Below are 22,584 nucleotides of genomic sequence, written 5' to 3'. Positions count from 1 at the left end.
GCCGAGATGGTCTCCTCGGTGAGAACCCCCTCCGCCGAAGACAGGAGCACCTCCATGCGCAAGATCTCCCTGCTCGCCACCGCTGCCGCATCCCTGGCGGCCCTGGTAGGGACCGCCCCGACCAGTGCCTTCGCCACCCCGGGCAACGGGGTTCATCAACGTCACGTCTGCGCCACCCCAGCCGCGGGCAAGGCGTCGTGTAACGCGATCGAACTCGTCAGCAGCACTGGTGCACCGGTGTCCCCGGTCGGCAAGCCGATCACGCCGTCCGCGATCTCGGGCAAGACCCCGACCGACATCCAGAGCGCCTACAAGCTCGCCGGCCTGACGTCCGGCGGCCGCACCGTCGCGATCGTGGATGCCTACGGCTACGCGAACGCTGAACGCGACCTGGGTGTCTACCGCAGCCAGTTCGGCCTCAGCTCCTGCACCAAGGCCAACGGCTGCCTCACCATCCTCAACCAGAGCGGCGGCACCACTGCTCCCCGCGCCAACGTTGGCTGGAGCCAGGAGCAGGCGCTCGACCTCGACGCGGTCTCCGCTGCTTGCCCGGACTGCAAAATCCTGCTGGTGCAGGCGAGTTCGGCGAGCATGGCCGACCTCGGCACCGCGGTGAACACGGCGTCCAAGCACGCCGGCGTCGTGGCGATCTCGAACAGCTACGGCGGTGGGGACTCGGCCGACGCCACCTACGGTTCCTACTACAACCACCCGGGAATCGCGGTGACCGCTTCGACCGGTGACAACGGCTATCAGGGCGCGAGCTACCCGGCTTCCTCCGGCTACGTCACGGCCGTCGGCGGCACCTCGCTGAACACCGCGGCCAACGCCCGCGGCTGGACCGAGGCGGCTTGGTCCGGATCCGGCTCCGGCTGCTCGACCAGCAACCAGGCCCCGGTCGGGCAGAGCTCGTCGGTCACCGGTTGTAACGGTCGCGCGATGGCAGATGTCTCGGCCGTCGCCGACCCGAACACCGGGCTCGCGGTCTACGCCCCGACCACCACGAAGAGCTCCTCGTGGTCGCAGTACGGCGGCACCTCCCTGTCGTCGCCGCTGGTCGCTTCGGTCTACGCGCTGTCCGGCAACACCGCCGGCTACGCGAACGCCACGCCGTACGCCCGCGCGGGCAGCCTGTTCGACGTCACCTCGGGCAGCAACGGCACCTGCGCCAGCTGGTGCTCGAGCAAGACCGGCTGGGACGGCCCGACCGGCCTCGGCACCCCGAACGGCGTCGCCGGGTTCTGACCCGCCGCTCCGCCAGAACAAGAATGCGGGTCTGGAAGGGCACTTCGCCCTTCCAGACCCGCATTCGTCGTTCTGCGGTTCGTCCCGCTTTGTCAGAGGCCGAGCTCGCGCGCTCCGGTGGCCGAACTGTCGCGCAAAAAGTCGGAGCAGCGGCTCTGCTCCTCGACTTCGCCGATGTCACCGGCCGCCTTCGACAGCGCGGCCAGCGAGCGCAGGAAGCCACGGTTCGGCTCGTGTTCCCACGGCACCGGCCCCTGACCCCGCCAGCCGGCGCGACGCAACGAGTCCAAGCCGCGGTGATATCCCGTACGAGCAAAGGCGTAGGCCTCGATGACCTCACCGTCGGCGAGCGAGTCCTCCGCGAGCGTTGCCCAGACCAAGGACGACGCCGGGTAGGCGCGGGCCACGTCGCGAGCGTCGACGCCATCGTCGAGCTTGGCGGCCGCCGGGTCGACGGGTAGTTCGGTGCTCGGAACGCCGAGCAGGTTCTCCGGTGTCATGAAATCTCCGTCAGGTGGGTCAGTGGTCAGTGTTTGCCGGCGGAGCCGAGGTGCTGGCAGGCCTCGACGACGCGCGCGGACATGCCGGCCTCGGCGGCCTTGCCCCAGGCGCGCGGGTCATAGAACTTCTTGTTGCCGACGTCGCCGTCAACCTTGAGCACACCCTCGTAGTTCGCCAACATCCACCCGGCGATCGGACGCGTGAAAGCGTATTGGGTGTCGGTGTCGATGTTCATCTTCACGACGCCATAGGAGACGGCCTCGGCGATGTCCTCGGCCGAGGAGCCCGACCCGCCATGGAAGACGAGGTGGAACGGCTTGTCATCGGCGGTCTTGAACTCGGCGTGGACGGCGTCCTGGGCGTCCTTCAAGACCTTCGGACGCAGCTTCACGTTGCCCGGCTTGTAGACACCGTGGACGTTGCCGAAGGTCAGCGCGGTCATGAAATAGCCGTTTTCGCCGGTGCCGAGCGCCTTGGCCGTGGCGATCGCATCCTGCGGGGTGGAGTAGAGCTTGTCGTTGATCTCGTGGGCGACGCCGTCTTCCTCACCACCGACAACACCGACCTCGACCTCCAGGACCACCTTCGCGGCCTTGCAGAGGTCCAGCAGTTCGCGGGCGATCGTCAGGTTCTCTTCCAGCGGAACGGCCGAGCCGTCCCACATGTGCGACTGGAAGTAGGGCAACCCACCCTGCTTGACGCGCTCGGTCGAAGCGGCCAGCAGCGGGCGTACGAAGCCGTCCAGCTTGTCCTTCGGGCAGTGGTCGGTGTGCAGCGCGATGTTCACATCGAAGTTCTTCGCGACTTCCTGGGCGTAGGCGGCGAAGGCCAGGGACCCGGTGACCATGTCCTTGATGCTCGCGCCGGAGAGATACTCCGCGCCACCGGTCGACACCTGGATGATGCCGTCGCTGCCCGCGTCGGCAAACCCGCGCAGCGCGGCGTTCAGGGTCTGGCTGCTGCTGACATTGATCGCGGGGTAGGCATAGCCGTCACGCTTGGCGCGGTCGAGCATGTCGGCGTACACGTCAGGTGTTGCGATGGGCATGGGGTCTCCCTTGGTTGGTCTGCTGCTGACACGAGTCTGCCAGCCCGGTGTTTGCGATGGCACCCGCATCTCGGACTGCAGTTCGCCGTTCGCTGGGAGCGCCCACCGCGGAACAACGCGACCGCGCGAGTCAACCGGTCACGAACTGCCGTCCGGAGTGCGGCCTCGTCGTTCTAACAGCAGGTCGCGCTCGGCCTGGTTGTCGCACAATGCGATCGCCCGGTCGTACTGGTGGCGAGCGGCGTCGAGCTGGCCGGCGCGCTGCAACAGCTCGGCTCGTACGGCCGGCAGCCGATGGTTGCTCGGCAGGGCGTCGCCCAGTCCCTGCAGGAGCGATTGCGCGGCGACCAGATCGCCGGCTTCAGCGACCGCCACGGCCCGATTGAGGCGCACGACCGGCGACCCGGTCAGCTCTTCGAGCTGCCGATAGAGGTCGGCGATGGTCAGCCAATCGGTGTCTTCCACGGTTGCTGCCCGGGCATGTTCGGCCGCGATCAGAGCCTGCAGAACGTACGACGCGGCGACCTGGCTGTCGTAGGCCGGAACCCGGATGACGTCGGCGAGGACGCTCAGGCCCTCCTCGATCTCGGCCTTGCGCCACTGGCTCCGGTCTTGGTCGGGCAAGAGGACCGGGCGCCCGCCTCTGACCCGTGCGTCACGTCGGGAGTGCTGCAGCAACATCAGCGCCAACAGCGCGTGGAGGGACGGACTGCGCTGCGCCGCAACGCTACTGGCCAACACCAGGCGTACGAGGCGAATCGCTTCTCCCGCCAGCTCCACCCGTACGACGTCGGGGCCACTGCCCGGCGCATAACCTGCGGTGAACGCGAGATAGGCAACCTGGGCGACGGTGTCGAGGCGCTGCGGGAGGACCTCGTCGCTGGGCAGCGTCAGCGGGATTCCTGCCGCGACGACCTTCTTGCGAGCTCGGGTCAACCGAGCCGCCATGGTTGCTTCGCTGACCAAGAAGAGTTTGGCGATGTCAGCGGTCGCGATGCCGAGCACCAACCGGAGGGTCAAGGCGGAACCCGCCTCTGGTGCGAGTGCGGGGTGCGCGGCGAGCAGGACCAGCCTCAGCAGGTCGTCGCCGATCTCGTTGTCGCGCATCCGATTCCGCTCGTCTATCGCCACCAAGGGCTGCTTGCGCGCGGCCATCGCCTCCGCCCGCAGGCGATCGGTGATGCGGCGCTTGGCGGTGGTCATCAACCACGCCGCGGGGTTGTCCGGCTGCCCGTCCGACCAGAGCCGGGCCGCCTGCTCGAAGGCCTCAGCCAGGGCGTCCTCGGCGAGGTCGAGGCGGCGGCTGTGCGCGACGAGCAGGGCCAATAACCGGCCCCACTCGTCGCGGTGAATCTCGGCGAGACTCATCTAGGCAGAGACCTCGATGTCGATGCACGGCCGGATCTCCAGGGCGTAGCAGTCGGGCAGCAATTCACACCACTGCACGGCCTGGTCGAGATCGGTGGCTTCGATCAGGTAGAAGCCGCCGATCATCTCGGTGGTCTCCGCGAACGGCCCGTCGGTGAGCAACGACCGACCCTGCTCGCGGCGCAGGGTGGTCGCGGTCGATGCACCATCGAGGGCTTCCCCGCCCAGCAGATGCTCACCTACCTCCCGGTGGAACCGCACGTGGTCCTGGTGCCATGCCTGCTGCTGTTGCGAGGTCGCAGCGTTCCAGACATCTGGGCTGTAGGCGATCAGCACGAAATACTTCATGACTCCTCCTGCGGACGAGACATCAGTGGTCATCACCAGCGGGATGAGGGCCGTCGTCGCTTTCCAGATCCCGGAACTCGATCAGATCACCGGTCGAGGAGAGTTGAGCGCAGATCTTCAACAACGCTGCTCGGTCATCGGACTCGATCAGATAGAACCCGACGATCTGTTCGGTCGACTCGGTGAACGGGCCGTCGGTGATGGTGGTGCCACCCTGCCCGTCCGGGCGCATCGACACCGCGTTGGCTGAGTCGGTCAGCGGGCTCGCGGTGATGACCCGATGGCCGCCCTCAGCCAGCTCCCGGGCGAACCGCTCGTGGGCGCGCATGCCCTTTTCGTGTTCTTCCGGCGGGAGCTTCGCCCACTCGGCTTCCGGGGCAGGCAACAAGACCAGGTAGCGCTTGCTCATGACGCGCGCTCCTCATCGGTGACGACACGGCGGACTTCGATGCCATCACCGAGGGCGGTGATGATCGTGCAGCAGTCCAACAGGTCATCCAGGTCATCGGTCTCGACCTGGTAGTAGCCACCGACTTGCTCGGTCGATTCCGCGTACGGGCCCTCGGTCACGGTCGTCGCGCCAGGCGCAATCCGCTTTGCTTCGCTCGACCGGTGCAGTTCGGCGCCGCCGGTGATCCGGTGGCCGCGTTCGCCGAGTTCCCGACCGAAGCGGGAGTACTCCTCATATCCGTGGCTGCGTTCCTCCGGGGTCATCGTGGTCCACCAGCGGTCGGCGTCCCCGACGATCAGAACGGTGTATTCAGTCATCGTTGTTCTCCTTGTCTTGGATGGTTTCGGTTGCTCTGACACCACCATGACGAACGAGACGCCCCGCGATCGACAGCAACGCCAAAAAACTTCTCTGCCAGAATCGGCGACATGGATGTGGCGCGCACCGATCTGCCCCTGACCGACCACCTCGAGGGCCTTCGGGCGGCGTCGGTGCCGTTCGCCGACACCATCGACCGGATCGGCAAGGACGCGCAGGTTCCGACTTGCCCGGGCTGGAAGACGATCGATTTGGTCGCCCATCAGGGGATGGTGCACCGATGGGCGACTGCCAGCCTGACCGGGCGCAGCATCGACGACGACGCCGTGAAGCAGCAGGGGCGGCGCTCCCCCGATCCCGGCGAGTGGTTGCGCGACGGGGTGATCGAGCTCGTCATGGCGATCGCGGCCGCGCCCGATGACCTGGAGGCGCGGCGCTTCTTGCAGGACGCGCCTGCAGCGAAGCAGTTCTGGGCGCGTCGCCAGTGCCACGAGACGTCGATCCACGCGGCCGACGCCAAGGCGGCGCAGCTCGGTCGGCCGATCGAAGCCGCCGATCTGCCGTGGCTGACCCCAGCCATTGCGCAGGACGGCATCGATGAACTGTTGACCGGTTTCCTGCCGCGCAAACGCTCGAAGCTGCGGAGCGAGGAACCCGTACGCCTGCTGGTCGCGCCGTCCGACATCGACGCCGCGTGGTTGGTCGAGATCGACGAGGAACCACCGCGTACGACCCGGCTGGTCGCGCCGGTCGATGCCGACGTGGTCGTCAACGAACCCGTCGTCGCGACCTACCTCACGCTGTGGAACCGGTCGGCCGAGGCCACCCCGGAGCGCTGGGACTTCTGGTCCTGCAGCGCGATCGTCTGATTCAGCGGCGGTCCGAAGCGACGTACGCAGCACCGGCCGCGAGCGCCGTCACCGCGGCGACCGACGGCCAAGGGCCGATCTTCTTGGCCAGCGGGTGGGACCCGCCGAAGCCGCCGAGGTAGAGAGCGCTGAGCGCGCCCGCGGTCACCGGGCCGCCCTTGGCCAACCAGGTGCGGCCGGCCAGCGCGCCGCAGCCGGCCAGCAGAACGCCGCCAAGCGGGCGGATGCCACTCTCGCGGGCGACCAGGAAGCCGCCGACCAACCCGAGCGCCACCACCGGCGCGGTGTGGACCTCGGTGGCGGGCAGCAGGCTCATTCCATTGCGATTGCTCATGCCGGAACCGTACGACGGCCTACTCGGCGGGAGCTGAGTGGATGCAATTCCACGTCGTTCCCGATGCGGTTCCGCACTCGCGTCAGTGCGGCGTCTGGTCCCAGACGTGTCGACGCACCCAGGCGTGCATCGCGACCGCGGCGGCGGCGCCGGCGTTGATCGAGCGCGTGGAGCCGTACTGCTCGATGTGCAGGATCACCGCGCAGGCCTCGCGCATCGCCGGGCTGAGGCCCGGCCCCTCCTGGCCGAAGACCAGGACGCAGTCGCGCGGGAGGTCGTACGGCTCGATCGCCACCGACCCGGGCACGTTGTCGATGCCGATCAGCGCCAAACCGTTCTCCCCGGCGTACGCGACCAGGTCGTCGACGCTCGGGTGATGGAACTCGTGCTGGTAGCGGTCGGTGACCATCGCCCCGCGCCGGTTCCAGCGGCGCTTGCCAACAATGTGAAATGCCTTGGCGTTGAACGCATTCGCCGTACGGATCACCGAACCGATGTTGAAGTCGTGTTCCCAGTTCTCGACCGCGATGTGGAAGTCGTGTCGGGTTCGGTCAAGGTCGGCGATGATCGCCTCGAGGCTCCAATAGCGGTAGCGGTCCTCGACATTGCGCCGATCGCCGTCGCGCAACAGTTCCTGGTCGTATTCCGGCGCGGTGGGCCAAGGCCCCTGCCACGGTCCGACACCGACCACTGCTTGCTGCTGCTCCTGCTCATCCACCCCCGCAGCCTGCCATCCCCTCCACGGCGGCGGCTCAACGTCCCCTCAGCAATGCTGCCGTACCCTCGAGATCGTGATCCACGCCCTTGCCCCCGTTGCCCTCGGCCCGAACTTCATGGACCCCAACTGGTTGTTGCACCAGTACGGCGGCGCCTTCTTCTGGATTTCGCTGGCCATCGTCTTCATTGAGTGCGGACTGTTCTTCCCGCTCCTGCCCGGCGACTCGCTGCTGTTCTCGATCGGCCTGTTCTCGGTCACCACCAGCGGGTTCGACGTTCCGCTCTACCTCAGCATCCCGGCGCTGATGATCGCCGCGTTCGCCGGCAACGTCGTCGGCTATGAGATCGGCCGAGCCATCGGTGCTCCGCTCTACGAGCGTGACGGCCGGATCATCAAGAAGAAGTACTTCGACCAGACCAACGCCTTCTTCGACAAGCACGGCAACAAGGCCCTGGTCATCGGTCGGTTCGTTCCGATCGTACGAACGTTCATCACCATCGTTGCCGGCGTTTCCCGGATGGACCGCAAGCGGTTCTTCACCTGGTCCGCGGTCGGCGCGGTGCTCTGGGTGTTGGTTGTGGTGGCCGCCGGCGCGTCCCTCGGCAAGGCGTTCCCGGGCCTGGGCAAGAACATCGACATCGCGATCATGGTCGTGGTGGTGCTGTCCCTGCTGCCGATGGTTTACGAATACCTCAAGCACCGCAAGCAAGCCAATGCGATGGCCGGCGAGGTGGCCAAGGCCGCCGAGGACCTCGACGACTGATCACCGAGCGCAGCAAACGGCCCGTCACTCCCCCTGGGGTGACGGGCCGTTTGCCTTGCTGGGTCAGGCGCGGTCCTGCTGCGCTCGACGCTGCGCCATCCGCTTGGTCAACTGCGGGGCGTAGGCCGCGCCCGCGGCCAGCAGCAGCAGACCGATCACCAGGAACCCGCCGGCCCGGACCATCCCGGACAGCGCCGCCAGGTCGTTCAGGAAGAGCTTGCCGATCGACACCGCCACGATGACAAGACCGGTGGTCACCGCGGAGCCCATCGCCGTCTCGACGCGCAGGCTCAGCGCCAGCATCACCAGGCCGATGATCATCCAGCTGACGGTCACCAGCAGGTGGGCCGTGTTGAAACCTGCGGCGCCCTGCGCGGCCACGGCGGTCGCGGTCCAGGTCAGGTAGGTCGTGCCCATTAGGGCGGCCGGGGTGAAGACCATCGCGAGGTCGGCGTCGAGCTGGTAGCGGCGGATCAAGACGTATGCGGCCAGCGCCACCCACGCGGTGGCCAACACAGCGGCGACCGCGGTCGCGACAGTCACGCTCTGGCCGTACGAGCTGTCGAACAGGCCGCGTACGCCCAGCAGTCGGGCGATTCCGGCGACGCCGAACACTGCGGACAGGCCGAGGTAGAAGTGGTTGCGCACGGTGTGCAGCGCAGCCATGAAGGCGACCGCGATGACCAGCAACATGACCGGCAGCCAGTCACCGGTGGTGACGGTGACCGCAGCGACCAGCAGCGCGAAACCGCTGACGACCGTTCCCATCGCCGAGGTGGCCGGGCCAACCGGGCGAGCGACGACCAGCGACACCATCGTGACCACGGCGACGGCAGCACCGGCAACCGCCGCGACGTACGGCTGCAGTTGCGTGATGCCGAAGATCATCGCCGCGTTCGCCGCCAAGTAGGTCACGGCGGTGATCGCCTCGGTGCGACGGTTCGAGGCGACGAGCGCGGTGCAGAGGGCAACAGTCGCGACGAGGTAGGCGTTGATTTGCGCCCAGTAGTCGGCAGGCTCGAAGGCCACGAAGACCAAGGCGGCGACGGCGGCCGGGAGCGTACGGGCAACCGCGATGGCCGGCCACTCCTTGGTGAACTCCGGAACACAGCCGACGACCAGCAGCAGGGTCAGGAAGCCGACCAGGGCGGGCGTCACCTCGCCACGGGTGAAGGCCGGGGCGAGAACGCCGACGCAGCCGATCATCAGGGCCGCCAGCGGCTGGGAATTCCAGCGCATCGCAAGGGCGACAACCGCGGCGCCGATGAAGCCGGCTACGGCCAAGCCTGCACCGGGGGCGATCCAGTCGTAGCCGATCGTGGCGGCGACGTCACACAGGAACAGGCCGCCGGCGCCCGTAGCGGAAAGTGCCACGGCACCGATCCGGCCGCCAGGGCGACGACTCAGCGCCGTTGCTGCGGCGATCAGGCCGGCGGACAGCAGTGCGCCGCCGCCGACGCGAATCTCCGGGCGCAACAGGCCGGCCTTGGCGGCGATGACCAGGAGCATCACGACGCCGACGAGAGTGACGAGCACTCCGGCGCCGGCGAGGATCTTGCCGACCACGCCGTCGCGCTCCCACCACGGAGTCGCCGGCTGCGGGTAGGCGTACGCGGCCCGAGGGCCGGACGGCGAGGCGTACGTCGCGTACGGGTTCTGAGGCTGGTTCGGGCTCTGCGGCCGCTGTGTCGTGTTCATGTCTCAACCCTCGCCGCGGCGCGGGTTTCGAACATGAGTAGCGATACTCAGCGGGCATGGGTACTTCCTGAGGGGAAGGGCTACTCAGGTTGATGCCGAGCAGGCCGCCCCGGCGTTCTCATTCCAGCCCGTGTTCCATCGCATACCGCGCCAACTCGACCCGGTTGCGCAACTGCAGCTTGCGCAGCGACGACTGAACGTGGTTCTCGACGGTTCTATGCGAAACGCCGAGCCGCGTCGCAATTTGCTTGGCGCTCAACCCTTTTGCGACGTGGCGCAACACTTCGGTCTCGCGCTCGGTCAGCGTCGGCAGCTCCGGGTCGGGGCTCGCGGTTGCGACCCGGCGATACTCGCCCAACACCAGCCCGGCCAGCTCGGGGGTGAACACGGCCTGCCCGGCGGCGGTCGCCTCGACCGCGTCGCGCAGTTCCTGCGCCGAGGCAGACTTCACCAGGTAGCCACTGGCGCCGGCCTTCACCGCTTCCAGAACGTCCTCGCGCTCGGACGATGCGGACAACACCAGAACGTGGGAGTTCGGTGACTTCTCCAACACCGCGGCGGTCGCCTGGGCGCCGGTTCCATCCAGCAGGTGCATGTCCATCAGGACCACGTCGGGCGTGGTGGCCCCCGCCCGATTGCCTGCCGCGACAACAGAATCCGCCGTCGCCACCACGTCGTAGCCGGCGTCGGTGAGGTCGCGGCTCACGCCGTCGCGCCACATCGGGTGGTCGTCGACCACCATGATCGTCGTCATCAGGTTCCCTCCCCTGCTCGAATCTGCGGCAGGCGCAGTTCCCACTCGGTGCCCTCGCCGGGCTCGCTGTAACAGTCGGCGCTTCCGCCGAGCGCCCGCATCCGCCCGACGATGGACTTGCTGACGCCCATCCTGCCTTCACCCGCGGCCTCGGCGAAGCGAGACAGATCGGTTCCGACGCCGTCATCGCGCACCGTCACCACCAGTTCGTCGCCGAGATCCTCCAGCAGGGCGTACGAACGGGCCTGCGGGCCAGCGTGTTTCGTGGTGTTGTCGACGATCGCCCGGACGACGGCGACCAGTTCGTCGGTGACCGCCCCCGGCAGTTCGATCGGTTGTTCAGGGGCGGAGATCGAGGTATCGGGAACAGCTACCTCTAGTCGAGCCCGCAGGTCGCCGACGGCGACACTGGCCGTTGCCTGCCGGGAGAGCAACCGGCGCAGTGCGTCTTCCTGTTCGCCGGCCATCACCGCAAGTTTCTCGGTTGCGCCGCCGATCCGCAGTCCCTCGCGACGGACGTACGCCAACACCTGCAGCGTCGTGTCGTGGACCTCACGGGCCAGCCGTTCCCGCTCGGCGGTCGCCGCCTCAAGCCGTACGGCGCGGTCGATCTGGGCTCGGGCGCGGCGTACGACCTGCGCACCGAAGCCGACCGCCAGCCCGACGGTGAGCAGGATCGGCAGGGTCGCATCGAAGCGCAGATTGTCGAGTTGATCGCAGATGGCCAGCGCGGACAGCCCGACGACCGCGGCGGAGAGCCCGCCCCACCAGGGGCCGAGCAGGATCGCAGCCGAGACCACCGCATTCGCGGCCCAGAAAGTAGTGGGGACGGTCTGGTGACGGGCGAAGTACGACGCGGGGCCGATGACGAGCGTCATCGACATCAGTCCCAGCGTCAGGACATGTTCGATCCCGACGATCAGCGCCCGGTGCCGGTGGCCGAACGACAGCAGAGTTCCGGCGATCCCGGACCACAACAGCAACACCGCGAAAACGGCCCAGCTCAGCAGCTGACGGTCGTATTTCGGGCTGACCGTCCACTGCACCGCTCCGGCATAAAGCAGCGAGGCAAAGCGGAAGACCTGGGCGGCCCGCCACAGCGGCAGGGTGCCCGAGGTGTCGCGTTCCAGCGTCGCTGTGCTCACCCGGGAACCATAAGGGCCGGGAGAACTGAAGGACCAGACAGCGCGAAGTGGCCGGGGAGAAACTCCCCGGCCACTCACGACACTGCAATCAGTTGCTTTGCGGCTTGCGGCTCACCGAAGCGACAGAACCGTCGGCGTTCAGCAGAACCTGCTTCGCACCGGCGTGGTGGAAGTTGAACATGTCGCTCAGCGATCCAGCCGACGCATCGAACGAGGAGTCACCGATCCGCCCCAGGCCCCAGTTGTCCTCGACGAACTTCAAGATCGAGGGCTGAGTGGTCTTGGTGTGGCTGATGAAGTTCGTCTTGGCGTAGGGGCTGACAACAACCAGCGGCAGTCGCTGGCTCGGACCGCAACGGTCCTGATAGCCACCCAGCGCCGGGGCCGACGCGGTGGTGCAGGTCGCCTTGTCGGCAACCGCGTCCGTCGAACCGTTGGTGATCTTCGGCGCGACGTGGTCATACCAACCGTCGGAGTCGTCGTAGGCCACCACGATCGCGGTGTCCTTCCAGAACTTCGACTTCTGGATCGCGTTGATCTCGTTGACGATGAAGTGCTGCTCATCGATCGGGTCGGAGTAGGCGGCGTGGCCGTCCTGGTATTCCGGCGCCTTCAGGAAGCTGACCTGAGGCATCACGCCGTTCTGCAGAGCGGTGTCGAAGTCGCTCATGTCGTACTGGTGGTTCGCCTGGTCTGTCTGCCCAATCTTGCTGACCGAGGTCGGCGGCAAGTGGTGCGGGTTCGACGTCGACTGGTAGTAAGCGAACGGGTTGTGGTGGGGGCTGTAGTCGACCACCGAAGCGCCACCCACATTGGTGTGCGCGGCACCGCATTGCGCGTACGTCGTCGTGCCGCCGGCGGCGGTCGTCGGTTTGAAGCCGCCCTGGAACCAGCCCCAGGTGACGCCCTTGGCGTTCATCAGGTCGCCGACGTTCTTGCCGTCGCCACCGGCGAGGGTGTTGCTCGACGTGTGGTTCTTGTCGGAGCAGTCGTCGTAGACCGGGTCGGGGTCGTTGATGACCGTGCCGACGCCCTGGGCGTTCGGCGAAGCCAGCACGTACGAGCCGGGCGTCGCCACCTGCTGGCCGGTCTTCGAGTCGTACTCCTTGAAGCCGTGCGTCTGACCGGAGATCAGATTGAGCGCGCCGGGGGTGGAGGGACCGAAGGTGGCGTCCCACGAGTTGTCGCTCATCGCGTAGTGCTGCGCGTAGTTCCACAACCCGGTGACGGTGTTGCCGTCGTAGTACTTCATCGCCAGACCGGGCGCACCGTACAGACCGGTACAGCTGTCGACGGACACGCTCTGCACGAACTTGTCCATCTTCCCGCTGTCGACCGCGGACTGCTCCGGGCCGTACGCGTGGTTCTGGTCGCAGGTCATGGCCTGCGACGGCGACAGCCGCGAGGGGGCGTACAGGTTCGGATTGTGGGTCAACGCGCCGGACGTGACGAGGTTGTCGTTCCTGGGCGTGTTGTGCGCCGCGGTGAACGTCGTGCCGTCGGTGTTGGCGGCCTTCGGGTAGGTGCCGAAGTAGTGGTCGTAGGAGACGTTCTCCCCGAAGATCACGACGACGTGCTTGATCGGGGTGGCGTTCGGCCGGTCCTGCCGGCCGTGAGCGCCGGACGGAGCCTGCGGGGAGTGTTCGGCATGCGCAGCGGCGGCGGTGACGCCGCCGACCAGCGCCACACCGGCGACTCCGGCAGTGGCTACGCGCAACAAGGAGGATGAGAGACGCACGTGCGTACCTTCCGGGACGGGATGGGGGAATCGAGCCCGTCCACTCTCCTCGTTCCTGGCTACGTCCTCCGGTCATCTGCCCGACCGGCGTACGGCGTTCGAGTGACCAGCCGGGGAACGGGACCTGCCAGTTCCCTGTCAATCCTGCAGAAGGGCTCGTCCGTAGTAGTCGGATGTGCTAGTGACGCCGGGCAGGGTGAAGAAGTACCCGCCGCCGACCGGCGAGATGTAGTCGGCCAGTTGCTCCCCCGCCAACCGCTTCTGCGTGGCGACGAACTGACGGTCGAGGTCACGCTGGAAACAGGTGAAGATCAGTCCCATGTCCAGGTTGCCGTTGTCGTCGACTCCCAGGTCGTAGTTGTACGCCCGGCGCAGGATGCGCTCGTGTGCCGTCTGCGCCGTACGCGGGTTGGCGCGGCGGATGTGGGCGTCGAGCGGGATCGCCTGGCCCTTGGGGTCGTCGGCGTAGTCGGGAGTGTCGCTCAGCTTCGAGCCGGACAGCGGGGCGCCGCTGTCGCGCCGCCGGCCGATGATCCGCTCCTGCTCGGAGATGGTCACTCGATCCCAGAACTCCACCAGCATGCGGATCACCCGGACCACCTGGTAACTGCCGCCCGTCGTCCATGCCGGTTCGCCGCCACCGTTCGCCCAGACGAGCGTGTCGGCCTCGCGGGCCGCCGGGTTGGAGATGCCGTCGTGGAATCCGAGCAGGTTGCGCGGCGCGCCGGTGGGACGTGGCGGATTGCTGAACCCGTCGATCCGCCACCGGACCTGAAGCGCGCCTCGGGTGTGCCGCAGCAGGTCACGCATCGCGTGCACGATCGTGTCGCGGTGCGGGGCGGCCAACTGCACGACCAGGTCTCCGCCGCAGCGCGCCGGGTCGAGATCGTCGTCGGGGAAGGTGTCCATCGGGCGCAAGCGCAGTGGCTTGCGCCCGGCCAAGCCAAACCGGTCATCGAACAGGGTCGACCCGACGCCGACCGTCACGGTCAGCCCGTCGCCGGGCACCACCGGGCCCAGAATCCCGCTGTCTGAGGGCGGCCCGGCGATGCCCAGTTGCGGTGGGGTGCCGCCAGCCGTCAGGAAGCGGGCGCGATCGGTGAGGGTGTGCAGCAGCGCGCTGAGATCGGCGCGATTCGCCGCGGTGACGTCGAGCGCGAGGAAGGTCGAGGCCAGTTGTGGCGCCTCAAGCACGCCTGCCTGGTGGGCGCCGTGGAAGGCCACCGGCGCTTGCGGAGGGTTCGTGGCCCCGTCGGCAGCCGCTAACCCGAGCACTCCGGTTCCAGTGAGGGCGGCTGCTCCGGCGCTGAGGGCGCCGCCGCGCAAGAGAGCGCGTCGTTCGATGGTCACTTCAGCTCCGACAGTCGGGGTTCGAGGATGGAAGCAATCGGCGCCAGCGCCTCAGCCAGCGCACTCATGGAGGCGTTGATCGCTTGCCGTTTGGGCCGAGGCAACGCCGCGAGCGCCGTCTGGTCAGTTCCGGCCAGCGCCGCGCGTGCCGTCCCGACTTGTCGTTCCAAGCCGGCCACGTCGACTCCCCGGGTCGACAGCAACGGCTTGAGGAGGTTCAGCACCGTGGTGGTGCCATCGAGGTTGGCTCTCGCGGTGGCCAAGCCCGAGTGGCTGCCGAAGTCGGTCTTGCCAGTCAGCTCAAATTGCACCGTGTTTTCGACGATCTCGTGGGCCCGCAGAGTGACCTCAAGAGGGTCGATCTGCTCGCTGGCGAACTGTGCTGGCAGTGCTCGTACATCAGTCACCAAGGTGTCGACCAGCTGCTGCGCGTCGCCGCCGCTCCACAACCTCTTCTCGATCGCGTGGAAGCCGGTCCAGGCTGGATCGGCGGTGCCCTTTGGCAGTCCGTACGGGAGGCCGTTGATCTTCGTGTCGGCATCGCCGAATGCGCCGTACGCCGCCCCCAGCCGTTCGTACGACAAGTGGGCGGTGAGCCAGTCGCGTTTTGCCGCAGCACGATTGCCACTACGAACGTCGGTCTGCAGGGCAGTGACCTGAGTGATCAGGGCGGGCAAGGCTCCGGTGACGTACTTCTGGTAGCCCAACGTGGCAGGCAACAGGTCGGCTTGACTGACCGGCAACACCCCCACCGCGGGATGCGCGGTGGTTCCGGTGACGGTGACCGGTCGGCCGGCGACCGTCGCCTCGTCTTCCATCGCACAGTGGAACAGATAGGACCCCGGGCCGAGCTCGATGGAGAAGGCGCTCGTGGTGCCCGCCGCCAGGTTGTCGATCTCGGCATAGACCTTGCCGGCCGGATCGGTCAGATAGACCTCGCCGCCGCGGCTGTCGGTGTTGTGCACCGATATCGTCTGTTGTCCGGCGTGACCGGTGGTCCAGCCGCGGCCACAACTGTCGACCGAGGCATCCACCGAGACCTGAGGCGCCGCGGCGACCCCGGCGGCCGAGGAACTCGCCCCAGCGGCGGATCGACTCGACTGGGCGGGGCTATCGGTGCAGCCAGCGACGAGAGCGGCGCCGAGCAACCCGGCCGTGAGCGTTGGCAGCCAGCGCGCGCGGGCCACGGTGGGGCGATCTGGGAACACGAGTGACCACCCTGCCCCCAGCGGACGAACAGCAGGTGAACTGAACCTGCGAGTTTGCCCCTACTGACCCGGATAACCCTGCGGGCCGCCCTGCTGCGGGTAGTTCTGCGGAGCCGACTGCTGATTCTGAGTCGGATACTGCGGCTGGCCCTGCTGCTGCGGATAACCCTGCCCGGGAAGCGGATTCGGCGCCTGCTGTTGCTGTTCGAGCTGCGGGTAGGCCGTCGACTGCGGCTCGACCGGGCTGGCCGGGTCGGGCATGTTGAACCCGCCAGGCCCACCTGCGGTTCCGCCAGGGCCGGTGCCGAAGTTGACGCTTGGCGCATTGCGCTCAGCCCCGTCGGCCTCGAAGTATTCGGCCCGAGCGACACCAGCCGGCCCGGCCAGGAACTTGGTCGGAATCGACTCGATCTTGGTGTTCAGCTCCCGCACCACGGCGTTGTAATACCGGCGGCCAGAGGCGATCCGGTCTTCGGTCGACGACAATTCCTGTTGCAGGCCAAGGAAGTTGGTGTTCGACTTCAAGTCGGGGTAGGCCTCGGCGATGGCCATCAATCGGCCCAGCGCCTGAGTCAACTGGCCCTCGTTGGCGGCCGCCGCGGCCGGGTTGTTGCCGCCGCTGATCGCCGCGCTGCGCGCCCGCAACACCTCATCAAGGGTCTGCCGCTCGTGTTGGGCATAACCCTTGACCGTCTCGATCAGGTTCGGGATCAGGTCATGGCGGCGCTTGAGCTCAACGTCGATCTGATGCCAAGCCTCCTGCACCTGGTTGCGCAGTTTGACGAGCCCGTTATACATCGAGATGCCCCAGACGACGAGCAACACGATGATCACGAGAATGGCGAGCAGGAACCACAGCATGGCGGTTGTTTCCCTCCGATTGGCTGACTGCTGACAACCCTAACCGGCGCGGTAGGCCGCCACGACGAGATCGGCCAGCCGAGGGTCCGCGCCCAGCGGCTGCGCGATGCACGCCGTGCCCACCTCCGCTGCGACCTGCGCCAACTTGCGCTGGAAGAAGCCAGGCCCGATGAGGTACGCCGCCACGGCTGCCGCTGGTGAGTCGAGCAAGGCGTCTGCCACCGTGGGAGTGACTGCCGACAAGAACCCCAGGCCGACCGAGCCACCCCACCGACTGCTCAACAGTTGCCGCATCTGCTCGGCGTCGTGGCGGGCAGCCGGCCGAGACGATCCGGCAACGGCCAGCACGACCGGCTCACCGCTGCGCGCTCCCGCCTCGGTCAACCGGTCGGCCAAGACGTCGGCCAATACCGGATGTGGCCCCAGTTGGCCGGTCGATCGGGCGTTCGGGTGGGGAGCAATCGCCGCGGCGACATCGACCTCCAAGTGGAAGCCGTACGACAACAACAACGGCACGACGGTGACCGAATCATGGTGTCCGACAAGCCGATCAACGAGCTGCGCGAGCTCGGGCTGCTGCACATCGACGTACGCCGCGACGACCTGAACCTGCGGCAAGCGCGCCGCGACGAGCGCTGTCAGTTGCGCAACCACCAGTTGGCCAGCGGGATCGTCGGTGCCGTGGGCGCAGACGACAAGGGCGTCGCTCACAGCGCGACGGCGAGCCGATAGCCCCGCTTCACCACCGTGGTCACCAGGTCGCGACAGGGCACCGCATCGCGCAGTCGCGCTACCGCCACCTCGGCCGCATGGGCATCACCGGCCCCGGGCAGGGCGGCGAGGATCTGATCGCGGGTGACAACCGCCCCACCGGCCTCGGCCAGCAGGCGGAGCACGATCAGCCCAGCTGGGGGCAGCGCGAGCGGGTGACCGTCGAGCAGGGCTGCATTACGCAGGACCCGCAGTTCGCCGGCCGTCGTGGCCACGGCCAGCGAGCGCCGACCGGCCAATTCGACGACCAACACGCGAACCAGGGCACCGAGCCGGAACCGATCGGGCACCAACGGCTCGACCCCGACGGCCCGCAGCGGAGCGGCCGTGATATCACCGACAACGGCGGCGACTACCCCGCGTGGATCGCGCAGCGCCGCGATGCACTCCGCTTCCAGATCGGCTTCCCGGGCGGCGGCCAGGAAGGCGACCACCCCAGGCGCCGAGGTAAAGACGATCGCGTCGCACTCGCGCCGAGCCAGCGTGGTGATGGCACGTTCGACCGCCCGTTGATCGGGGGCCGGACCCCAGCGGTAGACGACCAGGGACACCACGTCAGCTCCGGCCTGGGCCAACGCTTCATCGATGCCGTCGGCGCCAGAACCATGGTGTTGCACCGCAATTCGACTGGCTGCGACTCCTTCGGAGAGCAGAAACTCCTGCACCTCGGCGTTCGTCTCAGACTCCGCCACCCAGTCGGGGATGAACCCAGCGGCTTGGATCGCGCCCCGCGATTTCGGCCCGCGGGCGATGAGCCGGGCAGAGCCGAGAACAGCGGTCAGCGGTCCAGACAGTCCGGCGGCGTCGGCTGCCTCCATCCAACCGGTGAACCCAACACCGGTCGTGACCACCACGATGTCTGGCGGCTGCTGGATCAACGCGCGGGTCTGAGCGACGAGGGCTTCATCGTCGACGTGAGGGATGACGCTGAGCGCGGGTGCGTGGTCAATCCGAGCGCCGCGCCGTTCAAGGGCGGCGCCCAGCTCGGCGCTGCGGCGCTGCGCGGTGACCACGATCCGGGCGCCGGTCAACTGGCCGGCAAGATCTGGAATCGCCATCAGGACAACTGACCGACGACGTCACCGATGACGATGACCGATGGGTTGCCCATCTGAGCGGCCAGCACCTGCGCCGTGATGTCACCGAGGGTGCCGCGCACGATCAATTGCTGGTCTGAGTAGGCCCGGTGGACCACGGCGACCGCGGTCATGGGGCTCTTGCCGGCTCGGATGAGGTTGGCGCACAACTCGGCGAGCCGGCCCATGCCCATCAGCACCACGATGGTGTGTGGCCACTGCGCGAGCAACTCCGGCGACACCTCGTCGTGGCCAGAGATGGTCAACACCCCGCTGGCCACGCCTCGATGAGTCACCGGAATCAGCCCGGCCAACGGCGCGGCGAACGCGGAGCTGATGCCCGGCACCACCTCGACCTCGATCCCAGCGTCCCGACACGCGAGCCACTCCTCGCCGCCCCGACCGAGCACGAACGGGTCGCCACCCTTGAGACGTACGACGTACTGACCCCGGCGCGCACGGTCGACCAGGATCGCGTTGATCTCGTGCTGCGGCACGGGGTGGTGGTATGGCGTCTTGCCGACGTCGATGATCTCGGCGTGGGCGGCCAGCCGGCGCACGAGTCCCAGCGGCGCGAGCCGGTCGGTGACGACGACGTCGGCCTTGGCCAGCTCGCGGCGCCCACGGACGGTGATCAGGTCGTCGGCGCCCGGTCCGCCGCCGACCAGCACCACGCGGCCGTCGTGCGGGGCCGGGCGCAGCGACAGGTCGTTCTCCGCGACGAAGGCGTCGAGGTCGACGCCGTCGTAGACCCGGGCATCGGCTCCCTCGCACCAGACGCGGTGGGCGTGGGCGAGCGCCGCGACCCGGGTGCGTACGTCGTCGTCGATCCCGTCCTGCAGGCTGATCAGCCAGGCCTCGGCCACAGCCGACTCGTCGGGTTCGACCGGTGACCAGCGGATCGCGCCGTCGGCGTACGCGTCCCGCAGGTCCTCGCAGATCGTCTCGGCGTGGACGACGACCTCGGCTCCCTCGGCCCGCAGGTCGGCGACCCGGAGGGCGGCGACGGGTCCGCCACCCACGACCAGGACGCGGCGACCGGACAGGTCGAGATCGAAGGCCGTGCTCATTCCGGGTCCTCCTGGGGCGCCGCCGGCTCGGTCACCGGGGCACCGATCTCGACAGACCCCGACCTGACCTGCACCTGCCACACGCCGAGATTCACCCGGGGATCGGTGGTGCAGCGACCGGTCTCGAGGTCGAATGCCTGCTTGTACATCGGAGAGGCAATCGTACGGCGTTGCGCCCCGTCGACCCGGATCGATCCCACGATGCCGCGCGACATCACCTGCGCCCCGCTGTACGGGTCCAGGTTGCCCACCGCGTGCACCGTGTCCTGCGCGGTGCGCACGACGGCGACCTGGGCATCGCCCACCCGGGCCGCCACGGCCCGCTCGGGCGGCAGGTCGTCCCATCGCGCCACGGTCGTCCACGTCATGCGCGCACCTCCAGTCTCGGGCCGGCGATCAGCACCGCCGGATCGTCTCGTTCGGACTCGTCGGCCGGGCGGCGCTGCCCGCGTTCGCGGACGTACGGCAGGTCGTCGGGGCGGTCGTCGTTGACGAAGGCGGCGAAGCGGGCGAGCTTGGCCGGGTCCTCCAGCACGTCGCTCCACTCGTCGGAGTAGGACTCGACGTGCCGGGCCATCGCGGCGTCGAGATCGGCGGCGATGCCGAGCGCGTCGTCCAGCACGACGGCGCGTACGTGGTCGATGCCGCCCTCGATCTCCTCCAGCCACGGCGCGGTGCGCTGCAACCGGTCCGCGGTGCGCACGTAGTACATGAGGAAGCGGTCGATCGCCCGCACCAGTCCCGCGTCGTCCAGATCCTCGGCGAACAGCTGCGCGTGCCGCGGGGTGAAGCCCCCGTTGCCACCGACGTACAGGTTCCAGCCGGACTCGGTGGCGATCACCCCGACGTCCTTGCCGCGGGCCTCGGCGCATTCGCGGGCGCAGCCGGAGACCCCCAGCTTGATCTTGTGCGGCGAGCGCAGCCCGCGGTACCGCAGTTCCAGGTCGATGGCCATCCGTACGGAGTCCTGCACGCCGTAGCGACACCAGGTACGCCCGACGCAGGACTTCACCGTGCGCAGCGACTTGCCGTACGCGTGGCCGGACTCGAAGCCGGCGTCGACCAATCGGCGCCAGATGGCCGGCAGCTGGTCGACCCGGGCGCCGAACATGTCGATCCGTTGACCGCCGGTGATCTTGGTGTAGAGGTCGAAGTCGCGGGCCACGGCGCCGATCGCGATCAGGCCCTCGGGTGTGATCTCGCCGCCGGCGATGCGCGGCACCACCGAGTAGCTGCCGTCCTTCTGCAGGTTGGCGAGCATGTGGTCGTTGGTGTCCTGCAACGAGCCCCGCTCGCCGTCGAGGATGTGATCCGCGCTGGTGCTGGCGAGAATCGAGGCGACGGTCGGCTTGCAGATGTCGCACCCGTGTCCGGATCCGTGCCGCCCGACGATCTCCGAGAAGGTCCGCAACCCGGTGACCTGGACGATCTGGAACAGCTCTGCGCGGCTCATCGCGAAGTGCTCGCACAACGCCTTGCTGACCGCCACCCCGCTCTTGGCCAGCTCGGTCTCGGTGAGCTTCTTGACCAGCGGCAGGCAGGACCCGCAGCTCGTTCCGGCCTTGGTGCAGGCCTTCACCTCTCCGACCGAGCAGCAGCCGCCTTCGGTGACGGCGGCCCGGATCTGTCCGGCGGCCACGTTGTTGCACGAGCAGACCGAGGCGTCGTCGGGCAGTTCGACGCTCACGGCGGCTCCGCCCTCCGGGGCGATCAGGGCCGCCGGGTCGGCGCTGAGCGGGCGGCCGACCAGCGGCCGCAGGGTCGCGTACGGCGTGGCGTCGCCGACCAGGATCCCGCCGAGCAGGGTGCGCGCGTCGTCGGAGACGACGAGCTTCTTGTAGACCCCGTTGACCGCGTCGGTGTACGCCACCTCCAGGCATCCCGGCGTGGTGCCGAAGGCGTCGCCGAACGAGGCGACGTCGACACCGAGCAGCTTGAGCTTGGTGGAGGCGTCCGGCGCGGGGACGGTCGCCGCGCCGCCGAGCAGTCGGTCGACCGTCACCTCGGCCATCGCGTACCCCGGCGCGACCAGGCCCCAGACGCGGCCGTCGAGGCAGGCCACCTCGCCGACGGCGCTGATCGACGGATCCTCGGTCAGGCATCGGTCGTCGATCACCACGCCACCGCGCTCACCGACCGGCAGCGCTGCGTCCCGGGCGAGTTCGTCGCGCGGCCGGACGCCGGTGGCGAAGACGACCACCTCGACGTCGATGGTGTCCCCGCCCGCGAACCGCATGCCCCGTACGCGGCCGCTCTTGCGGTCCAGCACCCGCTCGGTGGCGGTGCCGGTGCGCACCCGCACCCCGAGCGCCTCGATCATCCGCTCGAGCTGGGCGCCGCCGCCCTCGTCGACCTGCAGCGGCATGAGCCGCGGTGCGAACTCGACCACGGTCGACTCCGCGCCGAGCGCCTGCAAGGCCCCGGCGGCCTCGAGCCCGAGCAGCCCGCCGCCGACGACGGCGCCGCGGACCGGCCGGTCCGGGTGGTCCGCGCGCAGCTTCTCGACGTACGCGCGCAGGTCGGCGACGTCGTCGATCGTGCGGTAGACGAAGCAGCCCCGCAGGTCGTTGCCGGCGACTGGGGGCACCGCGGCGTACGAGCCGGTGGCCAGCACGAGGTGGTCGTACGCGAGGGTCTCGCCGGTGCTCAGTCGCACGGTCTTCTGCCCGCGGTCCACCGACAGCGCCGCGACGCCCTTGCGCAGCCGCACCGACGGGTCGCTCCACAACTGCTCGTCGCCGAGGTTGAGGTCCTCGGGGTCGCGGCCGGTGAAGTACGTCGTGAGGCCGACGCGGTCGTACGGCGGGCGCGGCTCCTCGGCCAGCACCGTCACCCGGTGGGTGCGCTGCGGGTCGCGGGACCGCAGCGCCTCCACGAACCGATGGGCGACCATGCCGCCGCCGACGACGACTACGTGGGTGTCGGTCATGTCGTGCTCCTGACGATTACG

The 22,584-nt window shown here is 68.4% G+C and carries 23 protein-coding genes; 3 read left to right on the top strand and 20 right to left on the bottom strand.

Annotated features, from left to right (window positions below; translation table 11 throughout):
• Nucleotides 1–54 precede the first annotated feature (54 nt).
• Nucleotides 55–1,245, top strand: coding sequence for a S53 family peptidase (locus ACYU98_RS05300; protein ID WP_460467148.1), 1,191 nt, complete (start codon nt 55–57; stop codon nt 1,243–1,245).
• A gap of 92 nt (nt 1,246–1,337) precedes the next feature.
• On the opposite strand, the gene ACYU98_RS05295 is transcribed toward ACYU98_RS05300, so the two are convergent.
• The 6 genes from ACYU98_RS05295 to ACYU98_RS05270 all read right to left on the bottom strand — a co-directional run bounded on the left by ACYU98_RS05295 (nt 1,338) and on the right by ACYU98_RS05270 (nt 5,278).
• Nucleotides 1,338–1,745 (bottom strand): DUF3151 domain-containing protein, encoded by a 408-nt coding sequence (locus ACYU98_RS05295; protein WP_460467147.1) that lies wholly within the window; start codon nt 1,743–1,745, stop codon nt 1,338–1,340.
• Nucleotides 1,746–1,771: 26 nt separating this feature from the next.
• Entirely contained in the window at nt 1,772–2,794 is a 1,023-nt protein-coding gene (gene fbaA, locus ACYU98_RS05290; RefSeq protein WP_460467146.1) for a class II fructose-bisphosphate aldolase, read from the bottom strand.
• A 138-nt stretch (nt 2,795–2,932) separates the two neighbouring features.
• The gene (locus ACYU98_RS05285) at nt 2,933–4,162 is read right to left on the bottom strand and encodes an RNA polymerase sigma factor (protein ID WP_460467145.1); all 1,230 of its coding nucleotides are present in this window, start codon (nt 4,160–4,162) and stop codon (nt 2,933–2,935) included.
• Nucleotides 4,163–4,510 carry a YciI family protein gene (locus tag ACYU98_RS05280; RefSeq protein WP_460467144.1) on the bottom strand — a complete coding sequence of 116 codons (348 nt, stop codon included), beginning with the start codon at nt 4,508–4,510 and terminating at the stop codon, nt 4,163–4,165.
• A gap of 22 nt (nt 4,511–4,532) precedes the next feature.
• Nucleotides 4,533–4,919 (bottom strand): YciI family protein, encoded by a 387-nt coding sequence (locus tag ACYU98_RS05275; RefSeq protein ID WP_460467143.1) that lies wholly within the window; start codon nt 4,917–4,919, stop codon nt 4,533–4,535.
• Nucleotides 4,916–5,278, bottom strand: coding sequence for a YciI family protein (locus ACYU98_RS05270; protein ID WP_460467142.1), 363 nt, complete (start codon nt 5,276–5,278; stop codon nt 4,916–4,918). The genes ACYU98_RS05275 and ACYU98_RS05270 overlap by 4 nt, the downstream gene beginning before the upstream one ends.
• 111 nt (nt 5,279–5,389) lie before the next feature.
• On the opposite strand from ACYU98_RS05270, the gene ACYU98_RS05265 reads away from it, so the two are divergent.
• Entirely contained in the window at nt 5,390–6,148 is a 759-nt protein-coding gene (locus tag ACYU98_RS05265) for a maleylpyruvate isomerase N-terminal domain-containing protein (RefSeq protein WP_460467141.1), read from the top strand.
• A gap of 1 nt (nt 6,149) precedes the next feature.
• Here the strand turns inward: ACYU98_RS05265 and ACYU98_RS05260 are convergent, their stop codons facing one another.
• On the bottom strand, nt 6,150–6,482 hold the full coding sequence (locus ACYU98_RS05260; protein WP_460467140.1) for a hypothetical protein: 333 nt from the start codon (nt 6,480–6,482) through the stop codon (nt 6,150–6,152).
• 82 nt (nt 6,483–6,564) lie between these two features.
• Nucleotides 6,565–7,200: a TrmH family RNA methyltransferase gene (locus ACYU98_RS05255; protein ID WP_460467139.1), complete on the bottom strand. Its 636-nt coding sequence runs from the start codon at nt 7,198–7,200 to the stop codon at nt 6,565–6,567.
• Nucleotides 7,201–7,276: 76 nt separating this feature from the next.
• On the opposite strand from ACYU98_RS05255, the gene ACYU98_RS05250 reads away from it, so the two are divergent.
• Entirely contained in the window at nt 7,277–7,963 is a 687-nt protein-coding gene (locus tag ACYU98_RS05250) for a DedA family protein (RefSeq protein ID WP_460467415.1), read from the top strand.
• Nucleotides 7,964–8,026: 63 nt separating this feature from the next.
• Here the strand turns inward: ACYU98_RS05250 and ACYU98_RS05245 are convergent, their stop codons facing one another.
• The 12 genes from ACYU98_RS05245 to nirB all read right to left on the bottom strand — a co-directional run bounded on the left by ACYU98_RS05245 (nt 8,027) and on the right by nirB (nt 22,563).
• A complete protein-coding gene (locus ACYU98_RS05245) occupies nt 8,027–9,661 on the bottom strand; it encodes a DUF2339 domain-containing protein (protein WP_460467138.1) in 1,635 nt (544 codons plus the stop codon).
• Between the two features lie 118 nt (nt 9,662–9,779).
• Complete coding sequence (locus ACYU98_RS05240; RefSeq protein ID WP_460467137.1) at nt 9,780–10,415, bottom strand: response regulator; 636 nt, start codon at nt 10,413–10,415, stop codon at nt 9,780–9,782.
• Nucleotides 10,415–11,560: a MacS family sensor histidine kinase gene (macS, locus tag ACYU98_RS05235; protein WP_460467136.1), complete on the bottom strand. Its 1,146-nt coding sequence runs from the start codon at nt 11,558–11,560 to the stop codon at nt 10,415–10,417. Before macS ends, ACYU98_RS05240 begins: the two co-directional genes overlap by 1 nt.
• Nucleotides 11,561–11,648: 88 nt before the next feature.
• Nucleotides 11,649–13,298: a phospholipase C gene (locus tag ACYU98_RS05230; RefSeq protein WP_460467135.1), complete on the bottom strand. Its 1,650-nt coding sequence runs from the start codon at nt 13,296–13,298 to the stop codon at nt 11,649–11,651.
• Nucleotides 13,299–13,436: 138 nt separating this feature from the next.
• Entirely contained in the window at nt 13,437–14,648 is a 1,212-nt protein-coding gene (gene efeB / locus ACYU98_RS05225) for an iron uptake transporter deferrochelatase/peroxidase subunit (RefSeq protein WP_460467134.1), read from the bottom strand.
• Nucleotides 14,645–15,856, bottom strand: a complete 1,212-nt coding sequence (locus ACYU98_RS05220; RefSeq protein ID WP_460467133.1) for an EfeM/EfeO family lipoprotein — start codon at nt 15,854–15,856, stop codon at nt 14,645–14,647. Before ACYU98_RS05220 ends, efeB begins: the two co-directional genes overlap by 4 nt.
• Before the next feature lie 60 nt (nt 15,857–15,916).
• Nucleotides 15,917–16,717: a LemA family protein gene (locus tag ACYU98_RS05215; RefSeq protein WP_460467132.1), complete on the bottom strand. Its 801-nt coding sequence runs from the start codon at nt 16,715–16,717 to the stop codon at nt 15,917–15,919.
• Between the two features lie 39 nt (nt 16,718–16,756).
• A complete protein-coding gene (locus ACYU98_RS05210; protein WP_460467414.1) occupies nt 16,757–17,371 on the bottom strand; it encodes a sirohydrochlorin chelatase in 615 nt (204 codons plus the stop codon).
• 53 nt (nt 17,372–17,424) lie between these two features.
• Nucleotides 17,425–18,546, bottom strand: a complete 1,122-nt coding sequence (locus ACYU98_RS05205) for a uroporphyrinogen-III synthase (protein ID WP_460467131.1) — start codon at nt 18,544–18,546, stop codon at nt 17,425–17,427.
• Nucleotides 18,546–19,634: a uroporphyrinogen-III C-methyltransferase gene (gene cobA, locus ACYU98_RS05200; RefSeq protein WP_460467130.1), complete on the bottom strand. Its 1,089-nt coding sequence runs from the start codon at nt 19,632–19,634 to the stop codon at nt 18,546–18,548. The genes ACYU98_RS05205 and cobA overlap by 1 nt, the downstream gene beginning before the upstream one ends.
• Nucleotides 19,631–20,002: a nitrite reductase small subunit NirD gene (gene nirD / locus ACYU98_RS05195; protein ID WP_460467129.1), complete on the bottom strand. Its 372-nt coding sequence runs from the start codon at nt 20,000–20,002 to the stop codon at nt 19,631–19,633. Before nirD ends, cobA begins: the two co-directional genes overlap by 4 nt.
• Nucleotides 19,999–22,563, bottom strand: a complete 2,565-nt coding sequence (gene nirB, locus ACYU98_RS05190; RefSeq protein ID WP_460467128.1) for a nitrite reductase large subunit NirB — start codon at nt 22,561–22,563, stop codon at nt 19,999–20,001. Before nirB ends, nirD begins: the two co-directional genes overlap by 4 nt.
• Nucleotides 22,564–22,584 lie beyond the last annotated feature (21 nt).

The sequence above is a fragment of the Calidifontibacter terrae genome (genome assembly GCF_054778835.1).
This window is presented reverse-complemented; position numbering and strand designations above follow the sequence as displayed.

Excerpts from the sequence above, each read along its gene's own strand:
- ACYU98_RS05300 (WP_460467148.1), top strand. The coding sequence starts at position 55 with ATGCGCAAGATCTCCCTGCTCGCCACCGCTGCCGCATCCCTGGCGGCC.
- ACYU98_RS05295 (WP_460467147.1), bottom strand. The coding sequence starts at position 1,745 with ATGACACCGGAGAACCTGCTCGGCGTTCCGAGCACCGAACTACCCGTC.
- fbaA (WP_460467146.1), bottom strand. The coding sequence starts at position 2,794 with ATGCCCATCGCAACACCTGACGTGTACGCCGACATGCTCGACCGCGCC.
- ACYU98_RS05285 (WP_460467145.1), bottom strand. The coding sequence starts at position 4,162 with ATGAGTCTCGCCGAGATTCACCGCGACGAGTGGGGCCGGTTATTGGCC.
- ACYU98_RS05280 (WP_460467144.1), bottom strand. The coding sequence starts at position 4,510 with ATGAAGTATTTCGTGCTGATCGCCTACAGCCCAGATGTCTGGAACGCT.
- ACYU98_RS05275 (WP_460467143.1), bottom strand. The coding sequence starts at position 4,919 with ATGAGCAAGCGCTACCTGGTCTTGTTGCCTGCCCCGGAAGCCGAGTGG.
- ACYU98_RS05270 (WP_460467142.1), bottom strand. The coding sequence starts at position 5,278 with ATGACTGAATACACCGTTCTGATCGTCGGGGACGCCGACCGCTGGTGG.
- ACYU98_RS05265 (WP_460467141.1), top strand. The coding sequence starts at position 5,390 with ATGGATGTGGCGCGCACCGATCTGCCCCTGACCGACCACCTCGAGGGC.
- ACYU98_RS05260 (WP_460467140.1), bottom strand. The coding sequence starts at position 6,482 with ATGAGCAATCGCAATGGAATGAGCCTGCTGCCCGCCACCGAGGTCCAC.
- ACYU98_RS05245 (WP_460467138.1), bottom strand. The coding sequence starts at position 9,661 with ATGAACACGACACAGCGGCCGCAGAGCCCGAACCAGCCTCAGAACCCG.
- ACYU98_RS05240 (WP_460467137.1), bottom strand. The coding sequence starts at position 10,415 with ATGACGACGATCATGGTGGTCGACGACCACCCGATGTGGCGCGACGGC.
- ACYU98_RS05215 (WP_460467132.1), bottom strand. The coding sequence starts at position 16,717 with ATGCTGTGGTTCCTGCTCGCCATTCTCGTGATCATCGTGTTGCTCGTC.
- ACYU98_RS05205 (WP_460467131.1), bottom strand. The coding sequence starts at position 18,546 with ATGGCGATTCCAGATCTTGCCGGCCAGTTGACCGGCGCCCGGATCGTG.
- cobA (WP_460467130.1), bottom strand. The coding sequence starts at position 19,634 with ATGAGCACGGCCTTCGATCTCGACCTGTCCGGTCGCCGCGTCCTGGTC.
- nirD (WP_460467129.1), bottom strand. The coding sequence starts at position 20,002 with ATGACGTGGACGACCGTGGCGCGATGGGACGACCTGCCGCCCGAGCGG.
- nirB (WP_460467128.1), bottom strand. The coding sequence starts at position 22,563 with ATGACCGACACCCACGTAGTCGTCGTCGGCGGCGGCATGGTCGCCCAT.